This window comes from Streptomyces sp. NPDC015144 (assembly GCF_043079735.1).
Taxonomy (GTDB): domain Bacteria; phylum Actinomycetota; class Actinomycetes; order Streptomycetales; family Streptomycetaceae; genus Streptomyces.
Genome location: NZ_JBIBUU010000001.1, coordinates 58,905 through 78,593 on the forward strand (window position 1 = coordinate 58,905; position 19,689 = coordinate 78,593).

Here is a 19,689-nt window from a genome sequence, read left to right on the forward strand (position 1 = left end):
CCGCATTCGCGCCGGGTAGGACCTGTTGTGTGGAGAGTTGACCCGTTTGCCCGTGCGGCCCGTGTCCGGCCGCCCGTGCGGCGGGGCGCCGGGTCAGAGCAGGGACAGCTGGGTGGGGCCGGGGCCGTCGAGCGCGGCGGGCCGCTCCTCGCGGGCGGGGAGCTTCCGGGCGGCCCCGCGGTGGGCGGGGCCGATGCCGTACTCGGCCGCCAGCTCGTGGACGTACCGGGTGATGCGGCGCTGGTACCAGGTGGGTGCGTAGGCGCCCTGGGCGTACAGCCGTTCGTAGCGCCGGACCAGGTGCGGGTGGTGCTTTTCCAGCCACTGCGTGTACCACTCGCGGGCGCCGGGGCGCAGATGGAGGACGAGCGGGGTCACCGAGGTGGCCCCGGCCGCGGCGATGGCGCGGACCGTGGCGCGCAGCTGGTCGGGGTGGTCGCCGAGGAACGGGACGACCGGGGCCATCAGGACGCCGCAGTCGATGCCGTGCTCGCTCAGCCTGCGGACGGTGTCGAGCCGGCGGGCGGGGGAGGGGGTGCCGGGCTCCACGGTCCGCCACAGCGTCTCGTCGACGAAGCCCACCGACATGGAGACGCCGACCTCGGTCACCTCGGCCGCCTGCCGGAGCAGCTCCAGGTCGCGCAGGATCAGGGTGCCCTTGGTCAGGATCGAGAAGGGGTTGGCGTGGTCCCGCAGGGCCGCGAGAATGCCGGGCATCAGGCGGTACCGGCCCTCGGCGCGCTGGTAGCAGTCGACGTTGGTGCCCATCGCGATGTGCGCGCCGTGCCAGCGGCTGGAGGCGAGCTGGGCGCGCAGCAGCTCCGGGGCGTTGACCTTGACGACGATCTGGGTGTCGAAGCCGAGGCCGGTGTCGAGATCCAGGTAGCTGTGCGTCTTGCGGGCGAAGCAGTAGACGCAGGCGTGCGAGCAGCCCCGGTACGGATTGACGGTCCACTCGAACGGCATCCGGGACGCGCCCGGCACCCGGTTCACGATTGAACGGGCCCGGATCTCGTGGAAGGTGATCCCCCGGAACTCCGGGGTGTCGATGGTGCGCGTGGTCACCGCGTCCGCGGTGAAGAGCGCGCTGTCCCCGGCCGTCGCGGGGTTCTCGGTCAGATGGTCCCAGCGCATGGACGCCTCCTCGGTAGCACTGGCCCGAGAATAGAACACTTGTTCCCTTGATCGTTTTCTCCCCTTCGTCCCGGGCCGGGCGGAAGCGGACGGGGCGGGCGTCCGGACCGGATTTTGAGCGCGGTGCCGGAGATGGAAGGCTCGGTGTCCCCCGAACAACCGAGTGCTGGAGGAAGAGCCATGGCGCAGGTCGAGGCCACCACGGAGCGAGTCATCGCGGCGGACGCGGAGACGGTGTTCGACGCCCTGGCCGACTACCAGGAGGTCCGGGGCGAGGTGCTGCCCGGACACTTCAGCGAGTACGAGGTGCGCGAGGGCGGCGACGGCGAGGGCACCCTCGTCCACTGGAAGCTCCAGGCCACCAGCAAGCGGGTCCGCGACTGCCTGCTGGAGGTCACCGAGCCCACCGACGGGCAGCTCGTCGAAAAGGACCGCAACTCCTCGATGGTCACCACCTGGACCGTCACCCCGGCCGGCGAGGGCAGGTCGAAGGCGGTCGTCTCGACCGTCTGGAACGGCGCCGGCGGCATCGGCGGGTTCTTCGAGCGCACCTTCGCGCCCAAGGGCCTCGCCCGGATCTACGACGAGCTGCTGCAGAACCTCGCCACCCGCGTCGAGAAGTAGCCCCGGCTCCTCTCCCGGGCCCGGTCCGAACGCCAGACCAGGCCCGGGACGGCCATGATCCGCCTCACCGGTTCGGGTGGTTTTCCCCGTGCGCCGGTCCACCCGCCGCAGCGGCTCCCACCGGGCGTTAAACCGTTTCGCGCGCGCTGTCGGCGCCCCCGCCGCGTTTGCCTCGCTCCCCGCGCAGTGCGAGAAAAGGGCGGCGCAGACGCGACGAGGGGAGCGGACACGTGGTGGGCGGGAAGACTCTGCTGGAGGAAGAACCGGGTGGCGAGGAGACGGCCCGTACGGCCGTCGTGCCGCCCCCGCGGTCCGTCGGGCCGTTACCGGAGCAACGCTCCGGATCGTCCGCGCCACCGGGCGAGGCCGGTGGAAGGGCGGGCGCGGGAGCCGTCGGTGGGGGCGGGCCGGAGACCGACCCCCGGCGCATCCGGCTGATCTTCTTCGGACTGATGCTCACCCTGCTCCTCGCGGCGCTCGATCAGATGATCGTGGCCACCGCGCTGCCGAAGATCGTCGGCGAGCTGCACGGCCTGGAGAAGATGTCCTGGGCCGTCACGGCCTATCTGCTCGCCTCCACGATCGGCCTGCCGATCTACGGGAAGCTCGGCGACCTCTTCGGCCGCAAGGGCGTCTTCCAGTTCGCCATCGTCGTCTTCGTGATCGGCTCCGCGCTGGCCGGCTGGTCCCGCACCATGGACGAGCTGATCGCCTTCCGGGCCGTCCAGGGCATCGGCGGCGGCGGGCTCATGATCGGCGTCCAGGCGATCATCGCGGACGTCGTGCCGCCCCGCGAACGCGGCCGGTTCATGGGGCTCATCGGCGCCGCCTTCGGCCTCGCCTCGGTGGCGGGCCCGCTGCTCGGCGGATTCTTCACCGACCACGCCTCCTGGCGCTGGTGCTTCTACATCAACGTCCCGTTCGGCCTGGTCACCTTCGCCGTGATCACCGTCGTACTGAAACTGCCCAGGCCCGCCGTACGGCCCCGGCTCGACGTCCTCGGCGGGCTGCTGCTCGCCGCCGCGTCCACCTGCCTGGTGCTGCTGACCAGTTGGGGCGGCACCGAGTACGCCTGGGGCTCGCCCATGATCCTGGGGCTGGGCGCCGGAGCACTCGCGACGGCCCTGCTCTTCCTGGCCGTCGAGCGCCGGGCGGCCGAACCCGTCATCCCGCTGCGGCTGTTCCGCGACTCGATCTTCAACGTCACCGCGCTCGTCGGGGCGGTCATCGGGGTGGGCCTGTTCGGCGCCGCCAGCTATCTGCCGACCTTCCTCCAGATGGTCGACGGCGCCAGCGCCACCGAGTCCGGACTGCTGATGCTCCCGATGATGGGCGGCATCGTCGTCGCGTCCGTCGTCTCCGGCCAGCTGATCTCCCGCACCGGCCGCTACCGGCTGTACCCGATCATCGGCAGCGGGACCTCGGCGGTCGGCATGTGGCTGCTCTCCTTCCTCGACGTCGACACCCCGCGCATCGAGTACAGCATCGCGCAGGCCGTGCTCGGCATCGGGATCGGACTGGTCATGCCGGTGCTGGTGCTCGCCGTGCAGAACTCGGTCGTCCCCGCCGACATCGGCTCCGCCACCAGCGCCAACAACTACTTCCGGCAGATCGGCGGCAGCGTCGGCGCCGCCGTCTTCGGGACGCTCTTCGCTGGCCGGCTCGCCGACGCGCTCGCCGTCCGGCTCCCGTCCGGCGCCGACCTCCCGGACCCCGAGTCCATCACCCCGCAGCTCGTCCACGCGATGGAGCCCGCGCTGCGCGACAGCTACATCCAGGCGTACGCCGACGCGATGCCGCGGATCTTCCTCTACCTCGTGCCGGTGCTCGCGCTCGGCCTGTTCCTCGCCTTCTTCCTCAAGGAGAAACCGCTGGTGTCCCACCACAGCCCCGACAGCACCACCGAGTCCGTCACCACCGAGTCCCCCACCGTCCCGGTCGCCCGCACCGCCCCGGCGCTCCCGGCCGCACCGGCCACCGGCGCCGTCCCGCCCGCCGCCGCGCGCTCCGGCGTCGCGGTCTCCGGCCATGTCCAGCACCCCGACAGCACCAAGGTCGCGCGTGCCGCGCTCACCCTCATCGACGTCCAGGGACGGCAGGTCGGCCGGGGCGCCAGCGCTGCCGACGGGCGGTACACGCTGAGCGCCCCCGGTTCGGGTTCGTACGTCCTGATCGCCGCGGCGGGCGGACACCAGCCGCAGGCCGTCAGCGTCACCGTCGGCGAACGGCCGGTCGAACTCGACGTGGTGCTCGGCGGCGCCGGGCGCCTCGCCGGGGTCGTCACCACCGCCGACGGCACCCCGGTGCGCGACGCCTCCGTCACCCTCACCGACGTCCGCGGGGAGGTCGTCGCCTCCGCCCGCAGCGGCCGCGAGGGCGGCTATGTCATCACGGAGCTGGTGGCGGGCGAGTACACCCTCGCGGCCAGCGCCCCCGCCTTCCGGCCCGCCGCGCTGCCGGTGAGCGTGCAGGCGGCCCGGGAGACCCGGCAGAACATCGAGCTGGCGGGCGGCGCGGTGCTGCGCGGCGTCGTCCGGGCCAACGGCGGCAGGCCCGTCGAGGACGCCCGGGTCACCCTGCTGGACGCGGCGGGCAACGTGGTCGACACCCTCACCACGGGCGCCGACGGGACGTTCCGCTTCGTGGACCTGTCCACCGGCGAGTACACGGTGATCGCGGCCGGCTATCCGCCGGTCGCCACCGTCCTCCAGGTCGCGGGCGGTGGACGGACCGAACGCGACCTCCAGCTCGGCCACGAGGACTGAGCAGGCGCCAGCGAAGGACCGGGGCCGCCCCCGGCGACGATCGGCCCGACGACCGGCGCACACCGGTCGCCGGGCCTTACCGTGGAATCACGCACCGCGGAACGTCGCGGTGGGGAAGGAGCCTTCCACCCATGGACCGCGAGGTGCCGGGCCAACGGTCGCCCGTGCTGTACGACGCCGCGACGGGCCGGGTCCCGCTCGCCGTCGCCGTGGTCGACCAGGACGGGCGGATCTCCCACTGGTCGAGCGGCGCGGGCCGGCTCTTCGGCGTCGGCAGACACGCGGCGATCGGCAGCCCGGCCGCCGAACTCCTGCCGGTGTACGGGGCGTTGGCGCGGTCGGAGGGGGCGGCGGCGGAGGGTGACGGGTCCGACCCGGGGCCGGGCGGGGCCCTCGACCACCCGATGTCCGGCCGGGCCCGTCTCGACGAACCCGTACGGGGCCGGATCGATGTCCTGTGGTGGGCGTATCCGCTGATCGGCCCCGGGCCCGGGCGGCTCCTGGTGCTCGCCGCGGACAACGGGCGGCCGGGCGGCGACGGCCGGGAGACCGGGACGGCCGCCCCCGCCTTCGCTCTCCACACCGACTTCCCCGGCTCCCGTGAACTGGCCGGACGCCTTCCCGAGATCCTGCCCAGCATGAGCGTCGGCGAGGCCACCCGGATCGTCGACCAGGTACTCGAACTCGGCTATCCCGTCCTGGAGTTCAACCACCGCAGCCAGGCGCCAGTCACCCCCGACTGGGGCGTGCCCCGCCGCCCGGCACGCCACCCCGCCCCGCACGGTGACCAGGAGCGGACACCCGCCCCCGGCGCCGCGCCCCACCGGGAGGCGGACCTCGAACACGCGGCGGCCCGCGAACGGCTGGAGTTCCTCAACGAGGTCAGCGACCGCATCGGCACCTCCCTCGACCTGGCCCGCACCATCCGCGAGGTCACCAGCGCCGCCGTACCCCGCTTCACCGACTTCGCCGGAACCCACCTGCGCGCCGCCGTGCTGGCCGGGGAGGGGTTCCCGGACGGGCCGCCCGACGTCACCACCGTCTGGCACCGGGTCTGGGTCGAGCACAACGACGAACCGGGCCGCTGGGACGACACCGTCCCCGTCGGCGAGTCCATCGCCTTCCCCGAGCACACCCCGTTCTTCCGGTGCATGGTCACCGGCGAACCCGTACTCGTCCCGTACGTCGACGAGGAGCTCAGCAACCGGATCTCCGGCGAGTTCGAGAAGCGCGACCTGCGCCCGCTGATCACCCACCGCTCGCTGCTGATCGTGCCGCTCAAGGCGCGCGGCGTGGTCCTCGGCTTCATGGTCCTGATGCGCCGCCCCGACCGCGAGCCCTTCGACGACATGGACCGCACCACCGGCGCCGAACTCGCCGCCCGCGCCGGGCTCGTGCTCGACAACGCCCGGATGTACACCTACCAGGAGAACGTCGCGGAGACCCTCCAGGACAGCATGCTGCCCCGGATCGCACCCCGGACGGCCGGCTGCGACATCGCCACCCGGTACCTGCCCGGCGCCCGGCTCGGCCGGGTCGGCGGCGACTGGTTCGACTCGGTGGAACTGCCCGGCTCCCGGACCGCGCTCGTCGTCGGCGACGTCATGGGCCACGGACTCAACTCGGCAGCGATGATGGGGCAGTTGCGCACCGCCGTGCTGACCATGGCGACGATGGAGATGGCCCCCGCCCAACTGCTGCGCCGTCTCGACGACCTCGCCCAGCGCCTCGGCGAGCAGTATCTGGCGACCTGCCTCTACGCCGTCTACGACCCGATCCGCTCCGAGGTGCACCTGGCCAACGCGGGTCACATCCCGCCCGTACTGGTCCATGCCGAGGACGGCCGGGCGGAGCTGCTCGACCTGCCCACCGGCGCCCCGATCGGTGTCGGCGGCGTCGCCTTCCGGGCCGCCACGATACGTGTCCGCCCCGGCGACCGGCTGATTCTCTGCACCGACGGGCTGGTCGAGGTGCGCGGCCAGGACATCGGCGCCGGACTGGCCGCGCTCTGCGCCTTCGCCGCCCACCCCGCCGCCTCCATGGACGACGCCTGCGACGCGATCATCCGCGCCCTGAACCCGGCCGGCGGGCGCAAGGACGACGTCGCCCTGCTGATGGCCCGGCTCAACGGCATCCCGGAGGACCACGTCGCCTCCTGGCAGCTCGCCCCCGACCCGCGCGAGGTGGCGCGGGCCCGGCGCCTGGTGCGCGTCCGGCTGCGCGACTGGGGGCTGCCGGACGCGGTGGAGGCGGCCGAACTGATGGTCAGCGAGCTCGTCACCAACGCCGTACGGCATGCCCGTGGCAGCCGCCCCGTCGAGCTGCGGCTGGTCCGCACCGACGCCCTGCTCTGCGAGGTCCGTGACGACGAGCCCGCCCCGGCCACCCTGCTCGACGCCGCCCACGACGACGAGTCGGGGCGCGGCCTGCGGGTGGTGAGCAGCCTCGCCCGGACCTGGGGCACCAACAGCACCGGGCACGGCAAGACCGTCTGGTTCGAGCAGGCGATCGACCCGGCGCCGCGCCCCGCCCGGTGACCGGCGCGCGGACCGCCCGCCGAAGGTTCACCGCACGCCCCCTTGCCCCGGCCGCACCGGGACGGTAGGCCGGTCCCGGACGGGGGAGACACCCCGGAACGGACACCAGGGAGCGCGCATGGACGTGTCACAGCGGTACCGCGAGGCGTGGGAGGGCTACTGGACCGCCACCTCGGACACCCCGGGCGACGCGATCTGGGACGCCGACCCGTCCGTCACCGCCGCCCCCGACATCGAACGGCTGCTGCCCCACGCCGACCCCGCGCTGCCCGTCCTCGACCTCGGCTGCGGCAACGGTACCCAGACCCGCTACCTCGCCACCCGGTTCGTCCGCGCGATCGGGGTGGACCTCTCCCACGCGGCCGTCGCGCACGCCCGCCGCGCCGACCCCGGGGGCTCCGCCGAGTTCGCCCAGCTCGACCTGGTCGACGCGGCGGCCGTGGCCGCGCTGCACGACCGGATCGGCGACGCCCACGTCTATCTGCGCGCGGTGATCCACCAGAGCGAGCCCGAGGCCCGGCCGGCCGTCGCCGCGGCGGTCGCCACGCTGGTCGGGAAACGGGGGAGGGCCTTCGTGACCGAACCGACCCCCGCCTCCAAGGACGTGCTCCGGCAGGTGGCCCAGGGGCCGGACGGCCCGCCGGAGAAGCTGCGCCGGGTCCTGGAACACGGACTCCGGCCCGCCGAGGCCACGGAGGAGGAGGTGCGCCGGCTGCTCGGGGAGACCGGCCTCACCCTGCTGGCGGACGGTGCGGGCGCCCTGGTGCAGACCGCGTACCTGCCCGACGGGACCCGCGTCGAACTGCCCGCCCGCTGGTTCGTCCTGGGTCGCACCTGAGCAACGGCCGCACCCGGTGCGCCCGTCGGAAAACACGGGCGCGCCGGGGACCGGGCTTGGCATGATGACGCGATGACCGAGGACGTGAGAAACATGCCCCCGCAGGTGGGCGACGAGCGTGCGTCACTGAGCGGCTTCCTCCAGTACCAGCGGGAGACCCTGGCGATGAAGTGCGCCGGGCTCACCGTCGCGCAGCTGCGGACGGCGGCCGTGCCGCCCTCGGACCTGACCCTGCTCGGGCTCGTGCGCCATCTCGCCGAGGTCGAACGTTCGTGGTTCCGGCGGGTGCTGAAGGACGAGGTGGCACCGCCGCACTGGCCGGGGCCGAACCCCGGGGAGTTCGCCGAGTTCGACGTGGCGGACGCCGATCCCGCCGAGGCGTTCCGCGTCTGGGAGGAGGAGTGCGCCCGCTCCCGGGCCACCGTCGAGGCCGCCGACTCCCTCGACATCACCGGGAGCCACGGCGAGGAGGTGTTCTCGCTGCGGTACATCCTCACCCATCTGATCGAGGAGTACGCCCGCCACAACGGCCAGGCCGACCTGCTCCGCGAACGCCTCGACGGCGTCACCGGGGAGTGACCCGGAATGGACGGGAGGACGTGGACGGCGCCCCGGGTCGACCGTACGACCACCGGCGGCGACCAGGTGAACGTGCCGAGCGCCGCCGACGAGCGCGTCCTGCTCGACGGCTGGCTGCGCTGGCACCGGGAGACGCTGCTCACCAAGTGCGCCGGGCTCGACCCGGCCCGGCTCGCGCGGACCGCCGCCGAGCCGTCCGGCCTCAGCCTTCTCGGTCTGGTCCGGCACATGGCGGAGATCGAACGCTGGTGGTTCCGCCGCGGCTTCGCCGGTGCGCCGCTCGGCGACGTCTTCACCGGACCGGGCGACGGCGACGAGGGGCTGGAGGGCGTCGACGCCGCGCACGCGGAGCGCGACTTCGCCCGCTACCGCGACGAGGTCGCGGCGTGCGAGGCCGCGGTGGCGGGGCGCGGGCTCGACGAGACGTTCGTCCTGGCCACCCGCGGCCGGACCGTCAGCCTGCGCTGGGTGTACCTGGCGATGATCCAGGAGTACGCCCGCCACAACGGCCACGCGGACCTGCTGCGCGAACGGACCGACGGCGCCACCGGCGACTACCCGGCGGCGCGGTGAACGACGGCCGCTCCGGTCCCCTGCCGGGGGCCGGAGCGGCCGTACGTACCGGACGCGTGGTCAGCCGGTGTCCGCCTCGGGCGGGTACACGGCCGCGTACGCCGAGCGGAAGAGGGCGTCCACCTCCTGGCCGCTGAGTCCCTGGCCCTTCGCCTCGGTCAGCCACTCGGCGAGCGAGGCGCGCAGCGGGGAGTCGGTGCCCGCCTGCGGCGGGACGAGGGTGCGGGTGATGAAGGTGCCCGCACCCTGCCGCACCTCGGCGAGACCCGCCCGCTCCAGCTCCCGGTACGCCTTGAGCGTGGTGTTCGGGTTGACCTTGGTGTCGGCCGCCACCTGCGCGGCCGTGGGCAGCCGGTCACCCTCTTCCAGGGCGCCCATCCGCAGCGCCTGCTCGACCTGGCGCACGATCTGGAGGTACGTGGCCACTCCGCTGCGCCGGTCGATCCGGAACACGACCACTGCCTTCACCTTCCCGTCTGCCAGGCTCTAGAGCGGTCGACGGGACACCCGCCACAGGACGAACGCGGTGAGCACCGCGGTGCCCGCGAGCAGCAGGGCCGCCCCGAGCCACTGCATGCCGCCCATCTGGTTGTACTCCAGGTACTCGTAGACATTGTTCACGATGCCGTGCTTCTCGATGCACGCGTCCGTGGCCTTCTCGGTGGTCTTGGAGCACAGGCCCCAGCCGTAGAGGTGTCCGTCGGCGGAACTGATCCAGCGGTCCACCTCCAGCGAGTCGTTCAGCCGCGCGGGCATGTCGGCGTCGAGCGGGTAGACGAGCGTGCGGGTCGAGGCGAGGTGGACGATCATCTCGTCCCAGAACACCCCGAAGCCCCAGGAGAAGAAGAGTCCGGCCGCCATCGCCGGGAGGGTCCGGCGCACCAGCACGCCGATGGTGACGCCCACGGCGGTCAGGAAGAGGCAGAGGGCGGGGAGCACCGGTCCGGTGATGTCGAAGATCGACCCGCTCGCCCAGTCGTACGGGAACACCGAGCGGTAGGGCTTCCACCACCAGGTGAAGACGACCGACAGCACCACGCCGGTCACCAGCACCGCGCCGTAGGTCCAGGCGAGCTTCGCCGTCGCCCAGCGTCCGCGCGAGACGGACTGGGTGGTGACCAGTTGCGCGGTGCCGTTCTCCTTGTCGCCCGCGATCAGGGGGGCGCCGATGAAGACGGCGAGCAGCAGCGGCAGCGCCCCGAGCGCGCTGACGACGAGGTTGACGCCGTCGGAGTCGAAGTTCAGCGACATGACGTCCTTCTCCGGCCAGCCCGCGGCCGTCAGGACGTCCTTCATGCTGCTGCGCTCGTACATGATCCAGAGCGAGCCGAGGACGGTCGCGCCGAGTAGGGTGAGCAGGGCGCCCCGGTGCTGGCGCACGACGAGCCAGCTCAGCCCGCGCAGCAGCCGCGGTTTGGTGGTGTCGCCGGACCGGGGGGCTTCGGTGAGGGTGGTGCTCATGCGGTGTGGCTCCCTTCGGCCTCGGTACGGGCACCGGGTGTGAACAAGGGGGGCGCCTGCGGCGAGCGCAGATGGGCCAGGAGGACTTCCTCCAGGCTGGGTTCGGCGACCACCCAGTCGCCGGACAGCGGGCCCCGGGGCCGGACGAGCGCGTGGAACTGCCGGCCCTGGACGCGGTACTCGATGACCGTGTGGGGGGCGAGCAGGGCGGCCGGGTCGCCGTCCGTGGCGAGTCCGGTCACCAGCGAGTGGGCCGGGACGAGCGCGTCCGCGTCCCCCGCCATCCGGAGCCGGCCGCCCGCGAGCACCAGCAGGTAGTCGCACATGTCCTCCAGCTCGGAGAGCATGTGGGAGGACATGACGACGGTGGTGCCGTGCTCGACCGCCTCGGACATCAGCAGCGTGCTCATGTCGTGGCGGGCCAGCGGGTCGAGGTCCGACATCGGCTCGTCGAGCAGCAGCAGGTCGGGCCGCTTGCCGAAGGCGAGGGCGAACGCGACGCGGGTGCGCTGGCCGCCGGAGAGCGTGCCCACCCGGGCGTCCATCGGCACCTGGCCGGCCCGGACGATCCGCTCCGCCGAGGCCGCGTCCCAGTTGGGGTTGAGCTCGCTGCCCATGCGCAGGGTCTCGGCCACGGTGAACCGCTTGAACAGCGGCTTGTCCTGGCCGAGGAACGCGAATCTCGGCATCGCCCGGGGGTCGTCCACCGGCACGCCGAAGATGCTCAGGCTGCCTTCCGTGGGCTGCACCTGACGGGTCGTGATGCCGAGCAGGGTGCTCTTCCCGGCTCCGTTGGGGCCGACCAGGCCGCAGATCCGGCCGGCCGGCAGCCGGAAGGAGACATCCTCCAGCGCCCGGCCGCGACGGTAGCGCTTACCCAGGCCACGGGCCTCCAGGGCCCAGGCACCGGACGAGCCGGCCGGAGTCAATGCGTCTGCCATGCACTTCGCCTCAATTCCATTAGTCAATTAATGGAATCATGGTCTGGGGTAGTGGAATGTGTCAAGGCGACCCGGGGGCGCCGGCGCCGCCCCCGCAGGGCCCGGTGTCCGTGATGCGCCCGTTCGCGGTGTGCGTCGCGCACCCTTCGGAGGACTGGACCATTGAACGTGCTCGTGGCTCTGGCCTGGCGGTTCTCGGGCGCGTACCGTGGCCCGGCATGAAGATCCTGATCAGCGCGGACATGGAAGGCGCCACCGGCGTCACCTGGCCCGCCGACGTGCTGCCGGGCACGCCCCAGTGGGAGCGGTGCCGCGCCATGTTCACCTCCGACGTGAACGCGGCGGCGCTCGGTTTCTACGACGGCGGCGCGGACGAGGTGCTCGTCAACGAGGCCCACTGGTCCATGCGGAACCTCCTGCTGGAGCGGCTCGACGACCGGGTCGAGATGCTCACCGGGCGGCACAAGTCCCTCTCCATGGTCGAGGGCATCCAGCACGGGGACGTCGACGCCATAGCCTTCATCGGCTACCACACCGGCGCCGGCGCGGAAGGGGTCCTCGCCCACACCTACCTCGCCAACTCCATCACCGGCGTCTGGCTCAACGGCGCCCGCGCCAGCGAGGGCCTGCTCAACGCCCATGTCGTCGCCGAGTACGGGATCCCCGTCGTCCTGGTCACCGGCGACAACCTGACCTGCGTGGACGCGGAGGGGTACGCCCCGGCGGCCCGCAAGGTCGCGGTCAAGGACTACGTGTCGCGGTACGCGGCGGTCTGCCGCACCCCGGCCCGCACCGCGGCCGACATCAGGGCCGCCGCCAAGGAGGCCACCGCGCTCGCCGGACGGTACGAACCCGTCGCGGGCGGCCCCTTCACCGTGGAGCTGGAGTTCGACGCCGAACACCTGGCCCAGGCGGCCACCGTCGTCCCCGGCGTGGCGCCCAGCGGTGAACGGCGCGTCGCCTACACCAGCGCGACGATGTACGAAGGAATCCGCACGTTCAAGGCCGTGACGACGATCGTGTCGTCCGCCGTGGAGGAACAGTATGGCTGACGCGACCGGTACCCAGGACGGCGTCGACCGGCAGTCGCTCGACGAATCGGTGACCTTCACCTCCGAGCTGATCAGGATCGACACCACCAACCGGGGCGACGGCGAGTGCCGGGAACGGCCGGCCGCCGAGTACGTCGCCGAGCGGCTGGCCGCCGCCGGGATCGAGCCGACCCTGCTGGAGCGGACCCCCGGACGCACCAACGTGGTCGCCCGCATCCCCGGCACCGACCCCTCGGCCGACGCCCTCCTCGTCCACGGCCACCTCGACGTGGTCCCGGCCGAGGCCGCCGACTGGACCGTGCACCCCTTCTCCGGAGAGGTCCGCGACGGCGTCGTCTGGGGACGCGGCGCCATCGACATGAAGAACATGGACGCGATGGTCCTGGCCGTCGTGCGCGGCTGGGCGCGGGCCGGGATCCGGCCCCGCCGCGACATCGTCATCGCGTACACCGCCGACGAGGAGGCCAGCGCCGACGACGGCTCGGGCTTCCTCGCCGACCGGCACGCCGATCTCTTCGAGGGCTGCACCGAGGGCATCAGCGAGTCCGGCGCCTTCACCTTCCACGCCGGACCCGACATGCCGCTCTACCCGATCGCCGCCGGGGAACGCGGCACCGCCTGGCTGAAACTCACCGCGCACGGCAAGGCCGGACACGGCTCCAAGGTCAACCGGAACAACGCGGTCAGCGCGCTCGCCGCCGCCGTCGCCCGGATCGGCGCCCATGAATGGCCCGTCCGGCTCACCCCCACGGTCCGCGCCGCGCTCACCGAGATCGCCGCCCTCCACGGCATCCGCCCCGACCTCGACGCCCCCGGCTTCGACGTGGACGAACTGCTCGGCAAGCTCGGCCCCGCCGCCGACCTGGTCGCACCCACCGTCCGCAACAGCTCCAACCCGACGATGCTGGACGCCGGATACAAGGTCAACGTCATCCCGGGCCACGCCACCGCGTTCGTCGACGGCCGGATGGTGCCCGGCGGCGAGGACGAGTTCCACGCCACCCTGGACCGGCTGACCGGCCCCGACGTCGACTGGGAGTTCCACCACCGGGAGATCCCGCTCCAGGCCCCCGTCGACTCGCCCACCTTCGCGAAACTGCGCGCCGCGATCGAGCGCTTCGACCCGGACGGCCACGTCGTGCCGTACTGCATGTCGGGCGGCACCGACGCCAAGCAGTTCTCCCGGCTCGGCATCACCGGCTACGGCTTCTCGCCGCTGAAGCTGCCCGTCGGCTTCGACTACCAGGCGCTCTTCCACGGAGTCGACGAACGCGTCCCGGTCGAGGCCCTGCACTTCGGCGTCCGCGTCCTCGACCACTACCTGCGTACTGCCTGACGGCAGAGGGGGAATCGACACATGCAGCACACCGGGCCCCACGGAACCTGGCCCTCGCCGATCGACGCCGCGCTCGCCGCCTCCCAGGACGGCCGCCCGGAGTACGCCGGCACCGTCGGCGACGAGGTGTGGTGGACGGAACCGCGCCCCGCCGAGTCCGGCCGCCGCGCCCTGGTCCGCCGCCGGGCCGACGGCACGACCGAATCCGTCCTGCCCGCCCCGTGGAACGTACGGAGCCGGGTCATCGAGTACGGCGGAGTGCCCTGGGCCGGGGCCGCCCGCGCCGAGGGCGGCCCGCTGATCGTCTTCGTCCACTTCGCCGACCAGCGGCTCTACGCCTACGCCCCCGACGGGCCGGACGCGCCCCGCCCGCTCACCCCGCTCTCCGCCACCGGTGGCGGGCTGCGCTGGGTCGACCCGCAGCTCCATGCCGAGCGGGGCGAGGTCTGGTGCGTCCTGGAGGAGTTCACCGGCGAGGGCCCCACCGAACTGCGCCGGGTGATCGCCGCCGTACCGCTCGACGGCTCGGCCGCCGACGACCGCCGGGCGGTCCGCGAACTCGGCGACGACGGCCACCGTTTCGTCACCGGGCCCAAGCTCTCGCCGGACGGCACACAGGCGGCGTGGATCGCCTGGGACCACCCCCGAATGCCGTGGGACGGCACCGAGGTGATGCTCGCGGACGTCGCCGAGGACGGCACCTTCCACCACATCCGGTCCCACCTCGGCGGCCCCGAGGAGTCGGTGCCGCAGATCGAGTGGGACGCCGACGGGCGGCTGCTGTTCGCCAGTGACCGCGGCGGCTGGTGGAACCTCTACCGCGACGACCCGGACCGGGGCGCGGTCGCCCTCTGCCCCCGCGAGCAGGAGTTCGCCGGCCCCCTCTGGAAGATCGGCCTCGCCTGGTTCCGGCCGCTGGACAACGGGCTGATCGCCACCATCCACGGCAAGGGCACCACCACGCTCGGCATCCTCGACCCCCGGACCGGCGAACTCGTCGACGTCGCCGGACCCTGGACCGAATGGGCCGAGACCCTCACCGCGCACGGCAGCCGCGTCGTCGGCGTGGCGGCGAGCCCGTACAGCGGGTACGAAGTGGTTGAGCTGGACACCGCGACCGGCCGCACCCGCGTCATCGGCGCACCGCACCGGGACGTCGTCGACCCCGTCTACTACCCGAGGCCCGAACAGCGCACCTTCACCGGCCCCGGCGGACGCGAGATCCACACCCACCTCTACCCGCCGCGCAACCCCGACCACACCGCCCCCGCCGGAGAACTGCCGCCCTACGTGGTCTGGGCGCACGGCGGCCCCACCGGCCACGCCGCCCTCGTGCTCGACCTGGAGATCGCCTACTTCACCTCGCGCGGCATCGGCGTCGCCGAGGTCAACTACGGCGGCTCCACCGGCTACGGCCGGGAGTACCGCAACCGGCTGCGCGACCAGTGGGGCGTCGTCGACGTCGAGGACTGCGCCGCCGTCGCCGAGGCGCTGGCGAAGGAGGGCACCGCCGACCGGCGTCGGCTGGCCATCCGCGGCGGCAGCGCCGGCGGCTGGACCACCGCCGCCTCGCTGACCGGAACCGACGTCTACGCCTGCGGGACGATCATCTACCCGATCCTCGACCTGACCGGCTGGGGGACCGGCGAGACCCACGACTTCGAGTCCCAGTACCTGGAGTCCCTGGTCGGCCCGCTCGCCGAGGTCCCGGACCGCTACCGCGACCGCTCCCCGGTCGGCCGCGTCGACCGGCTCACCACCCCCTTCCTGCTGCTCCAGGGGCTGGACGACCCGATCTGCCCGCCCGTCCAGTGCGAACGCTTCCTCGCCGCACTCGACGGACGCGGCATCCCGCACGCCTACCTCACCTTCGAGGGCGAGGGCCACGGCTTCCGCCGCGCCGACACCATGATCCGCGCACTGGAGGCCGAACTCTCCCTGTACGGGCAGGTCTTCGGAGCCGAGCACGCCGACGTACCCCCGCTGGAGCTGAAGCGGTGACCCTCGAACCCCCGACCCTCGAACCACTGACCCGCCCCGCCCGGCTGCGCCCCGGGGCCCGGGTCGCCGTCGTGTCGCCGAGCGGCCCGGTCCCGGCCGACCGGATGGAGGCGGGGCTGGACATCCTGCGCGGCTGGGGCCTGGAGGTCGTCGAGGCCCCGCACGCGCGGGCGGTCCACCCCCGGCTCGACTACCTCGCGGGCACCGACGAGGCACGGGCCGCCGACCTCCAGGCGGCCTGGTGCGACCCGTCCGTGGACGCGGTGATCTGCGCCCGCGGCGGGTACGGCGCCCACCGGATGGCCGACCTCGTCGACTGGGCGGCGATGCGCGCGGCGGGGCCGAAGGTGTTCGTCGGCTACAGCGACGTCACCGTGCTCCACGAGGCGTTCGCCCGGCATCTGGGGATCGTCACCCTGCACGGCCCGATGGCCGGGACGGAGACGTTCCTCAAGGACCCGGACACCCAGGAGTCGCTGCGGACCACCCTGTTCGTGCCCGAGTCGGTGCGGACGCTCGGCCTGCCCGCCGCGCGGGCGCTGGTGCCCGGCCGGGCCCGCGGCATCGTCTACGGCGGCTGCGTCAGCCTGCTCGCCGCCGACCTCGGCACACCGTCCGCCCGGACCTCGGCGCGCGGCGGACTGCTGGCGATAGAGGACACCGGCGAGGACCCGTACAGCCTCGACCGCATCCTCACCCAGCTGCTGCGGGCCGGGGCGCTGAACGGGATCGCCGGGGTGGTCTGCGGGTCGTGGTCGGGCTGCGGGCCGTACGAGCGGGTGCGGGCCGTGCTCGCCGACCGGCTGGGACCGCTGGGCGTGCCGGTCGTCGAGGAGCTGGGCTTCGGCCACGGGCCGACCTCGCTCACCGTGCCGCTCGGGGTGTCCGCGGTGCTGGACGCCCCGGCGGACGGCGGTCCCGCCACCCTCACCGTCGAGGAGCCCGCCCTGCGCTGAACCCCGTCGAATCGTAAAGAAGTTGAGCAGTGTTCAGGAATCGCCGTCCGGGACGTTGACAGCCTCGCGACGCCGTCACAGCATGAGCGCGTTCCGTTACTTACCGTTCGGTAAGCGCTCTCGGTGTGGAGGTCCTCGTGTCGCGTGCTGTGTCCCGCCCCCGGTCCGGATACCGGACGACCTCCCGCAGGTCGCTCGCCTGGGTGGCCGGGGCCGCCCTCGCCGCACCGCTGGTCCTCACCGGTGCGGCGAGGGCGACCGCCGACGGGGCGGGCGGATACACCGTCACCCCGCTGAAGTTCACCGTCCGGGCCGGTGACCGCTCCTGCACCGTCGACGCGGACCTGTACCGCCCCGCCGGGGCCGACGCCGGCCACCCGGCCCCCGCCGTCCTCGCCACCAACGGCTTCGGCGGCAGCAAGTCGGACGGCACGACCGACGCCATCGGCAAGGCGTTCGCCTCGCGCGGCTACGTCGGCCTGGTCTACTCCGGCCTCGGCTTCGGCAAGTCGGGCTGCCTCATCACCCTCGACGACCCGGCCGTCGACGGCCGGGCGGCCGCCGGCCTCATCGACTTCCTCGCCGGGACCCGCGCCGCCGACGACGGCACCCGGGCCGACTACGTCGTCCAGGACGGCGCGGGCGACCCCCGGGTCGGCATGATCGGCGGCTCGTACGGCGGCGCCGTACAACTGGCCACCGCCTCCGTCGACCACCGGGTCGACGCCCTCGTCCCGCTGATCACCTGGAACGACCTCGCGTACGCGCTCGCCCCGAACAGCGCCGACGCCCGCACCGGTGTCTCCTCCGACACCGCCGGGGTCTTCAAGTGGCAGTGGACCAACGGCTTCTACCTGATGGGGGAGGGGCAGACCCTCCTCAACGCGAGCCTGGACCCGTCCCGGATCAACAACCTCGCCTGCCTGCACTTCGCGACGCCCGCCTGCGACACCGTCCGGCTGCTCAACTCCGGCAGCTTCCCGGCCGACCGCACCACCGCGATGCTCGACTACGCGCGCAGCGTCTCCCCGGTCGACTACCTCGGCAAGGTCAAGGCGCCCACCCTGATCGTCCAGGGCCAGACCGACAGCCTGTTCAACCTGAACGAGGCCACCGCCACCTACGAGAAGCTCAGGGCGCAGGGAACCACCACCAGGATGATCTGGCAGTCCTGGGGCCACAGCGGCGGCCAGAAGCCCGGCGAACTCGACCTGGGCCAGGGCAACCTGGAGGGCAGCTACGTCGGCCGGCGCGTCCTCGCCTGGTTCGACCGCTACCTCCGGGGCGACCGGAGCGCCGACACCGGCCCCGCCTTCGCCTACTACCGCGACTGGCAGAGCGGATACGGCACGGCGTCCGCCGTACCGGCCCTGTCGCGGACGATGTACCTCTCCGGCGACGGCAAGCTCGTCGGAGACCGGTCCGAGGTCGTCCGGGGCAGCCGCCAGTACGCCAACTGGCTGGTTCCGACCAGCCATTCGGAGAGCTCGCTCGCCGGGGTCATCGGGCTGCCCGACCCGAAGCCCTACGACATCAAGGGCACCTACCTCGGCTGGACCAGCGCCCCGCTGACGTCCCCCGTCGACGTCGTCGGCGCACCGAAGGCCACCCTGAAGGTCGTCTCGCCGGCGACGGAGCAGGTCCAGAACAGCGGCGACGCCGCCGACCGGCTCGTCCTGTTCGCCAAGGTCTACGACGTCGCCCCGGACGGCACCAGGAGCCTGGTCAACCGGCTGGTCGCACCGGTACGGGTCCCCGATGTCACCCGCCCGTTCACCGTACGGCTCCCGGGCATCGTCCACCGCTACGAGACGGGCCACCGGCTCGAGTTCGCGATCGCGGCGAGCGACACCGCGTACTCCGGCAACCGGGGGATCAAGCCGGTCACGGTCGTCAGCGCCCCGCAGGACACCGGCGTGCTGGAGCTGCCGGTGGTCGGCGGCGGGCTGGACTGAACCGCCTTCCCACTCGCCCTAGGACCTGTCTTCAAACTGCCGCCTGCCGTGCGGCGCCCGGCACGCACGCTCGCCGCGTTGTCGGGGTCACCCCGATACATCCAGTATCGGAGCGACCCTCCGCCTTGCGATCGCACGCACCGGACACCGCACGGCCCGGCCTCCGGCCGGACGACGGCAGTTTGAAGACAGGTCCTAGGGTGGCCGGATGACCGAACGTGAGTATCTGGCCGAGGGGCGGAGGGTGGGGATCCGCCCCTTCACCCCGGGCGACGCCGAGGAGTTCACCGCCCGCGCACGGGAGAGCCGGGAGCTGCACCGGCCCTGGCTCTTCCCGCCCGAGGACACCGCCGCGTACACCGCGTACGCGGACCGGCTGACCGGCGACCCGGCCAGGGCGGGCTTCCTCGTCTGCGAGCGCGGCGGCACGGGCGGCCGGACGGACGCGATCGCCGGATTCATCAACATCAACAACATCGTCGCCGGGGCGTTCCGTTGCGGCGCCCTCGGCTACGGGGCCTTCGCCCACGCGGCCGGGCGCGGCCTGCTCGGCGAGGGGCTGCGCCTGGTCCTGGACCATGCCTTCGGCCCGCTCGGACTGCACCGCCTGGAAGCCAACATCCAGCCCGGCAACGCCGGTTCGATCGCGCTGGTCCGGCGGGCCGGCTTCCGGCTCGAAGGCTTCTCGCCGGACTTCCTCTTCATCGACGGCGCCTGGCGCGATCACGAACGGTGGGCCGTCACGGCGGAGATGACCGGCCGATAGGGGTGCGGCGGGACGAGCCCGTGCGGTTCCACCGTCTCCTGGTCCTCCCGCCCGGTGGTCAGGGTCGGCAACGCGTACGTCGTCGACGGCACCGGCACCCGACCTCCGGCACCGCCCCCGTGCCGTCGACGGCTGTCCTCACACCCGCTGACCTGTGCCTTTCCGTCCGCT

General features: G+C 73.0%; 16 protein-coding genes. 12 read left to right on the forward strand and 4 right to left on the reverse strand.

Going from position 1 to position 19,689, the window contains the following annotated elements; all coding sequences use genetic code 11:
- Positions 1-93: 93 nt before the first annotated feature.
- Entirely contained in the window at positions 94-1,134 is a 1,041-nt protein-coding gene (locus ACF08W_RS00210; RefSeq protein WP_392277868.1) for an Rv2578c family radical SAM protein, read from the reverse strand.
- Positions 1,135-1,314: 180 nt separating this feature from the next.
- Here ACF08W_RS00210 and ACF08W_RS00215 point away from each other — a divergent pair, with 180 nt between their 5' ends.
- From ACF08W_RS00215 to ACF08W_RS00240, 6 genes are all read left to right on the forward strand, one after another.
- Complete coding sequence (locus tag ACF08W_RS00215; RefSeq protein ID WP_352279646.1) at positions 1,315-1,758, forward strand: SRPBCC family protein; 444 nt, start codon at positions 1,315-1,317, stop codon at positions 1,756-1,758.
- Positions 1,759-1,988: 230 nt separating this feature from the next.
- Positions 1,989-4,523, forward strand: coding sequence for an MFS transporter (locus ACF08W_RS00220; RefSeq protein ID WP_392277869.1), 2,535 nt, complete (start codon positions 1,989-1,991; stop codon positions 4,521-4,523).
- 131 nt (positions 4,524-4,654) lie between these two features.
- The gene (locus ACF08W_RS00225) at positions 4,655-7,060 is read left to right on the forward strand and encodes a SpoIIE family protein phosphatase (protein WP_392277870.1); all 2,406 of its coding nucleotides are present in this window, start codon (positions 4,655-4,657) and stop codon (positions 7,058-7,060) included.
- A 118-nt stretch (positions 7,061-7,178) separates the two neighbouring features.
- Complete coding sequence (locus ACF08W_RS00230; protein WP_352279642.1) at positions 7,179-7,898, forward strand: class I SAM-dependent methyltransferase; 720 nt, start codon at positions 7,179-7,181, stop codon at positions 7,896-7,898.
- Positions 7,899-7,970: 72 nt separating this feature from the next.
- A complete protein-coding gene (locus tag ACF08W_RS00235; RefSeq protein WP_385217392.1) occupies positions 7,971-8,477 on the forward strand; it encodes a DinB family protein in 507 nt (168 codons plus the stop codon).
- A 6-nt stretch (positions 8,478-8,483) separates the two neighbouring features.
- A complete protein-coding gene (locus ACF08W_RS00240) occupies positions 8,484-9,050 on the forward strand; it encodes a DinB family protein (protein ID WP_392277871.1) in 567 nt (188 codons plus the stop codon).
- 60 nt (positions 9,051-9,110) lie between these two features.
- On the opposite strand, the gene ACF08W_RS00245 is transcribed toward ACF08W_RS00240, so the two are convergent.
- Genes ACF08W_RS00245 through ACF08W_RS00255 form a run of 3 tightly spaced genes read right to left on the reverse strand, consistent with a single transcriptional unit; the run spans position 9,111 to position 11,452 of the window.
- On the reverse strand, positions 9,111-9,518 hold the full coding sequence (locus ACF08W_RS00245) for a GntR family transcriptional regulator (protein ID WP_385217386.1): 408 nt from the start codon (positions 9,516-9,518) through the stop codon (positions 9,111-9,113).
- Positions 9,519-9,536: 18 nt separating this feature from the next.
- Complete coding sequence (locus ACF08W_RS00250) at positions 9,537-10,511, reverse strand: ABC transporter permease (protein ID WP_392277872.1); 975 nt, start codon at positions 10,509-10,511, stop codon at positions 9,537-9,539.
- Positions 10,508-11,452 carry an ABC transporter ATP-binding protein gene (locus ACF08W_RS00255; protein ID WP_352279635.1) on the reverse strand — a complete coding sequence of 315 codons (945 nt, stop codon included), beginning with the start codon at positions 11,450-11,452 and terminating at the stop codon, positions 10,508-10,510. The genes ACF08W_RS00250 and ACF08W_RS00255 overlap by 4 nt, the downstream gene beginning before the upstream one ends.
- 218 nt (positions 11,453-11,670) lie before the next feature.
- Between ACF08W_RS00255 and ACF08W_RS00260 the strand changes: the two genes are divergently transcribed.
- The 6 genes from ACF08W_RS00260 (at position 11,671) to ACF08W_RS00285 (ending at position 19,518) form a co-directional block, all read left to right on the forward strand.
- Positions 11,671-12,504, forward strand: coding sequence for a M55 family metallopeptidase (locus ACF08W_RS00260; RefSeq protein WP_352279633.1), 834 nt, complete (start codon positions 11,671-11,673; stop codon positions 12,502-12,504).
- On the forward strand, positions 12,497-13,840 hold the full coding sequence (locus tag ACF08W_RS00265; protein WP_392277873.1) for a M20/M25/M40 family metallo-hydrolase: 1,344 nt from the start codon (positions 12,497-12,499) through the stop codon (positions 13,838-13,840). The genes ACF08W_RS00260 and ACF08W_RS00265 overlap by 8 nt, the downstream gene beginning before the upstream one ends.
- A 21-nt stretch (positions 13,841-13,861) precedes the next feature.
- The gene (locus tag ACF08W_RS00270; RefSeq protein ID WP_392277874.1) at positions 13,862-15,841 is read left to right on the forward strand and encodes a prolyl oligopeptidase family serine peptidase; all 1,980 of its coding nucleotides are present in this window, start codon (positions 13,862-13,864) and stop codon (positions 15,839-15,841) included.
- Positions 15,838-16,797 (forward strand): LD-carboxypeptidase, encoded by a 960-nt coding sequence (locus ACF08W_RS00275; protein WP_392277875.1) that lies wholly within the window; start codon positions 15,838-15,840, stop codon positions 16,795-16,797. Before ACF08W_RS00270 ends, ACF08W_RS00275 begins: the two co-directional genes overlap by 4 nt.
- A 125-nt stretch (positions 16,798-16,922) precedes the next feature.
- Positions 16,923-18,752 (forward strand): CocE/NonD family hydrolase, encoded by a 1,830-nt coding sequence (locus ACF08W_RS00280; RefSeq protein WP_392277876.1) that lies wholly within the window; start codon positions 16,923-16,925, stop codon positions 18,750-18,752.
- Between the two features lie 208 nt (positions 18,753-18,960).
- Positions 18,961-19,518 carry a GNAT family N-acetyltransferase gene (locus ACF08W_RS00285; protein ID WP_392277877.1) on the forward strand — a complete coding sequence of 186 codons (558 nt, stop codon included), beginning with the start codon at positions 18,961-18,963 and terminating at the stop codon, positions 19,516-19,518.
- Positions 19,519-19,689 lie beyond the last annotated feature (171 nt).

Coding starts and splice junctions, on each gene's coding strand:
- ACF08W_RS00210 (WP_392277868.1), bottom strand. CDS start 1,134: ATGCGCTGGGACCATCTGACCGAGAACCCCGCGACGGCCGGGGACAGC.
- ACF08W_RS00215 (WP_352279646.1), top strand. CDS start 1,315: ATGGCGCAGGTCGAGGCCACCACGGAGCGAGTCATCGCGGCGGACGCG.
- ACF08W_RS00225 (WP_392277870.1), top strand. CDS start 4,655: ATGGACCGCGAGGTGCCGGGCCAACGGTCGCCCGTGCTGTACGACGCC.
- ACF08W_RS00230 (WP_352279642.1), top strand. CDS start 7,179: ATGGACGTGTCACAGCGGTACCGCGAGGCGTGGGAGGGCTACTGGACC.
- ACF08W_RS00235 (WP_385217392.1), top strand. CDS start 7,971: ATGACCGAGGACGTGAGAAACATGCCCCCGCAGGTGGGCGACGAGCGT.
- ACF08W_RS00240 (WP_392277871.1), top strand. CDS start 8,484: ATGGACGGGAGGACGTGGACGGCGCCCCGGGTCGACCGTACGACCACC.
- ACF08W_RS00250 (WP_392277872.1), bottom strand. CDS start 10,511: ATGAGCACCACCCTCACCGAAGCCCCCCGGTCCGGCGACACCACCAAA.
- ACF08W_RS00255 (WP_352279635.1), bottom strand. CDS start 11,452: ATGGCAGACGCATTGACTCCGGCCGGCTCGTCCGGTGCCTGGGCCCTG.
- ACF08W_RS00260 (WP_352279633.1), top strand. CDS start 11,671: ATGAAGATCCTGATCAGCGCGGACATGGAAGGCGCCACCGGCGTCACC.
- ACF08W_RS00265 (WP_392277873.1), top strand. CDS start 12,497: ATGGCTGACGCGACCGGTACCCAGGACGGCGTCGACCGGCAGTCGCTC.
- ACF08W_RS00270 (WP_392277874.1), top strand. CDS start 13,862: ATGCAGCACACCGGGCCCCACGGAACCTGGCCCTCGCCGATCGACGCC.
- ACF08W_RS00285 (WP_392277877.1), top strand. CDS start 18,961: ATGACCGAACGTGAGTATCTGGCCGAGGGGCGGAGGGTGGGGATCCGC.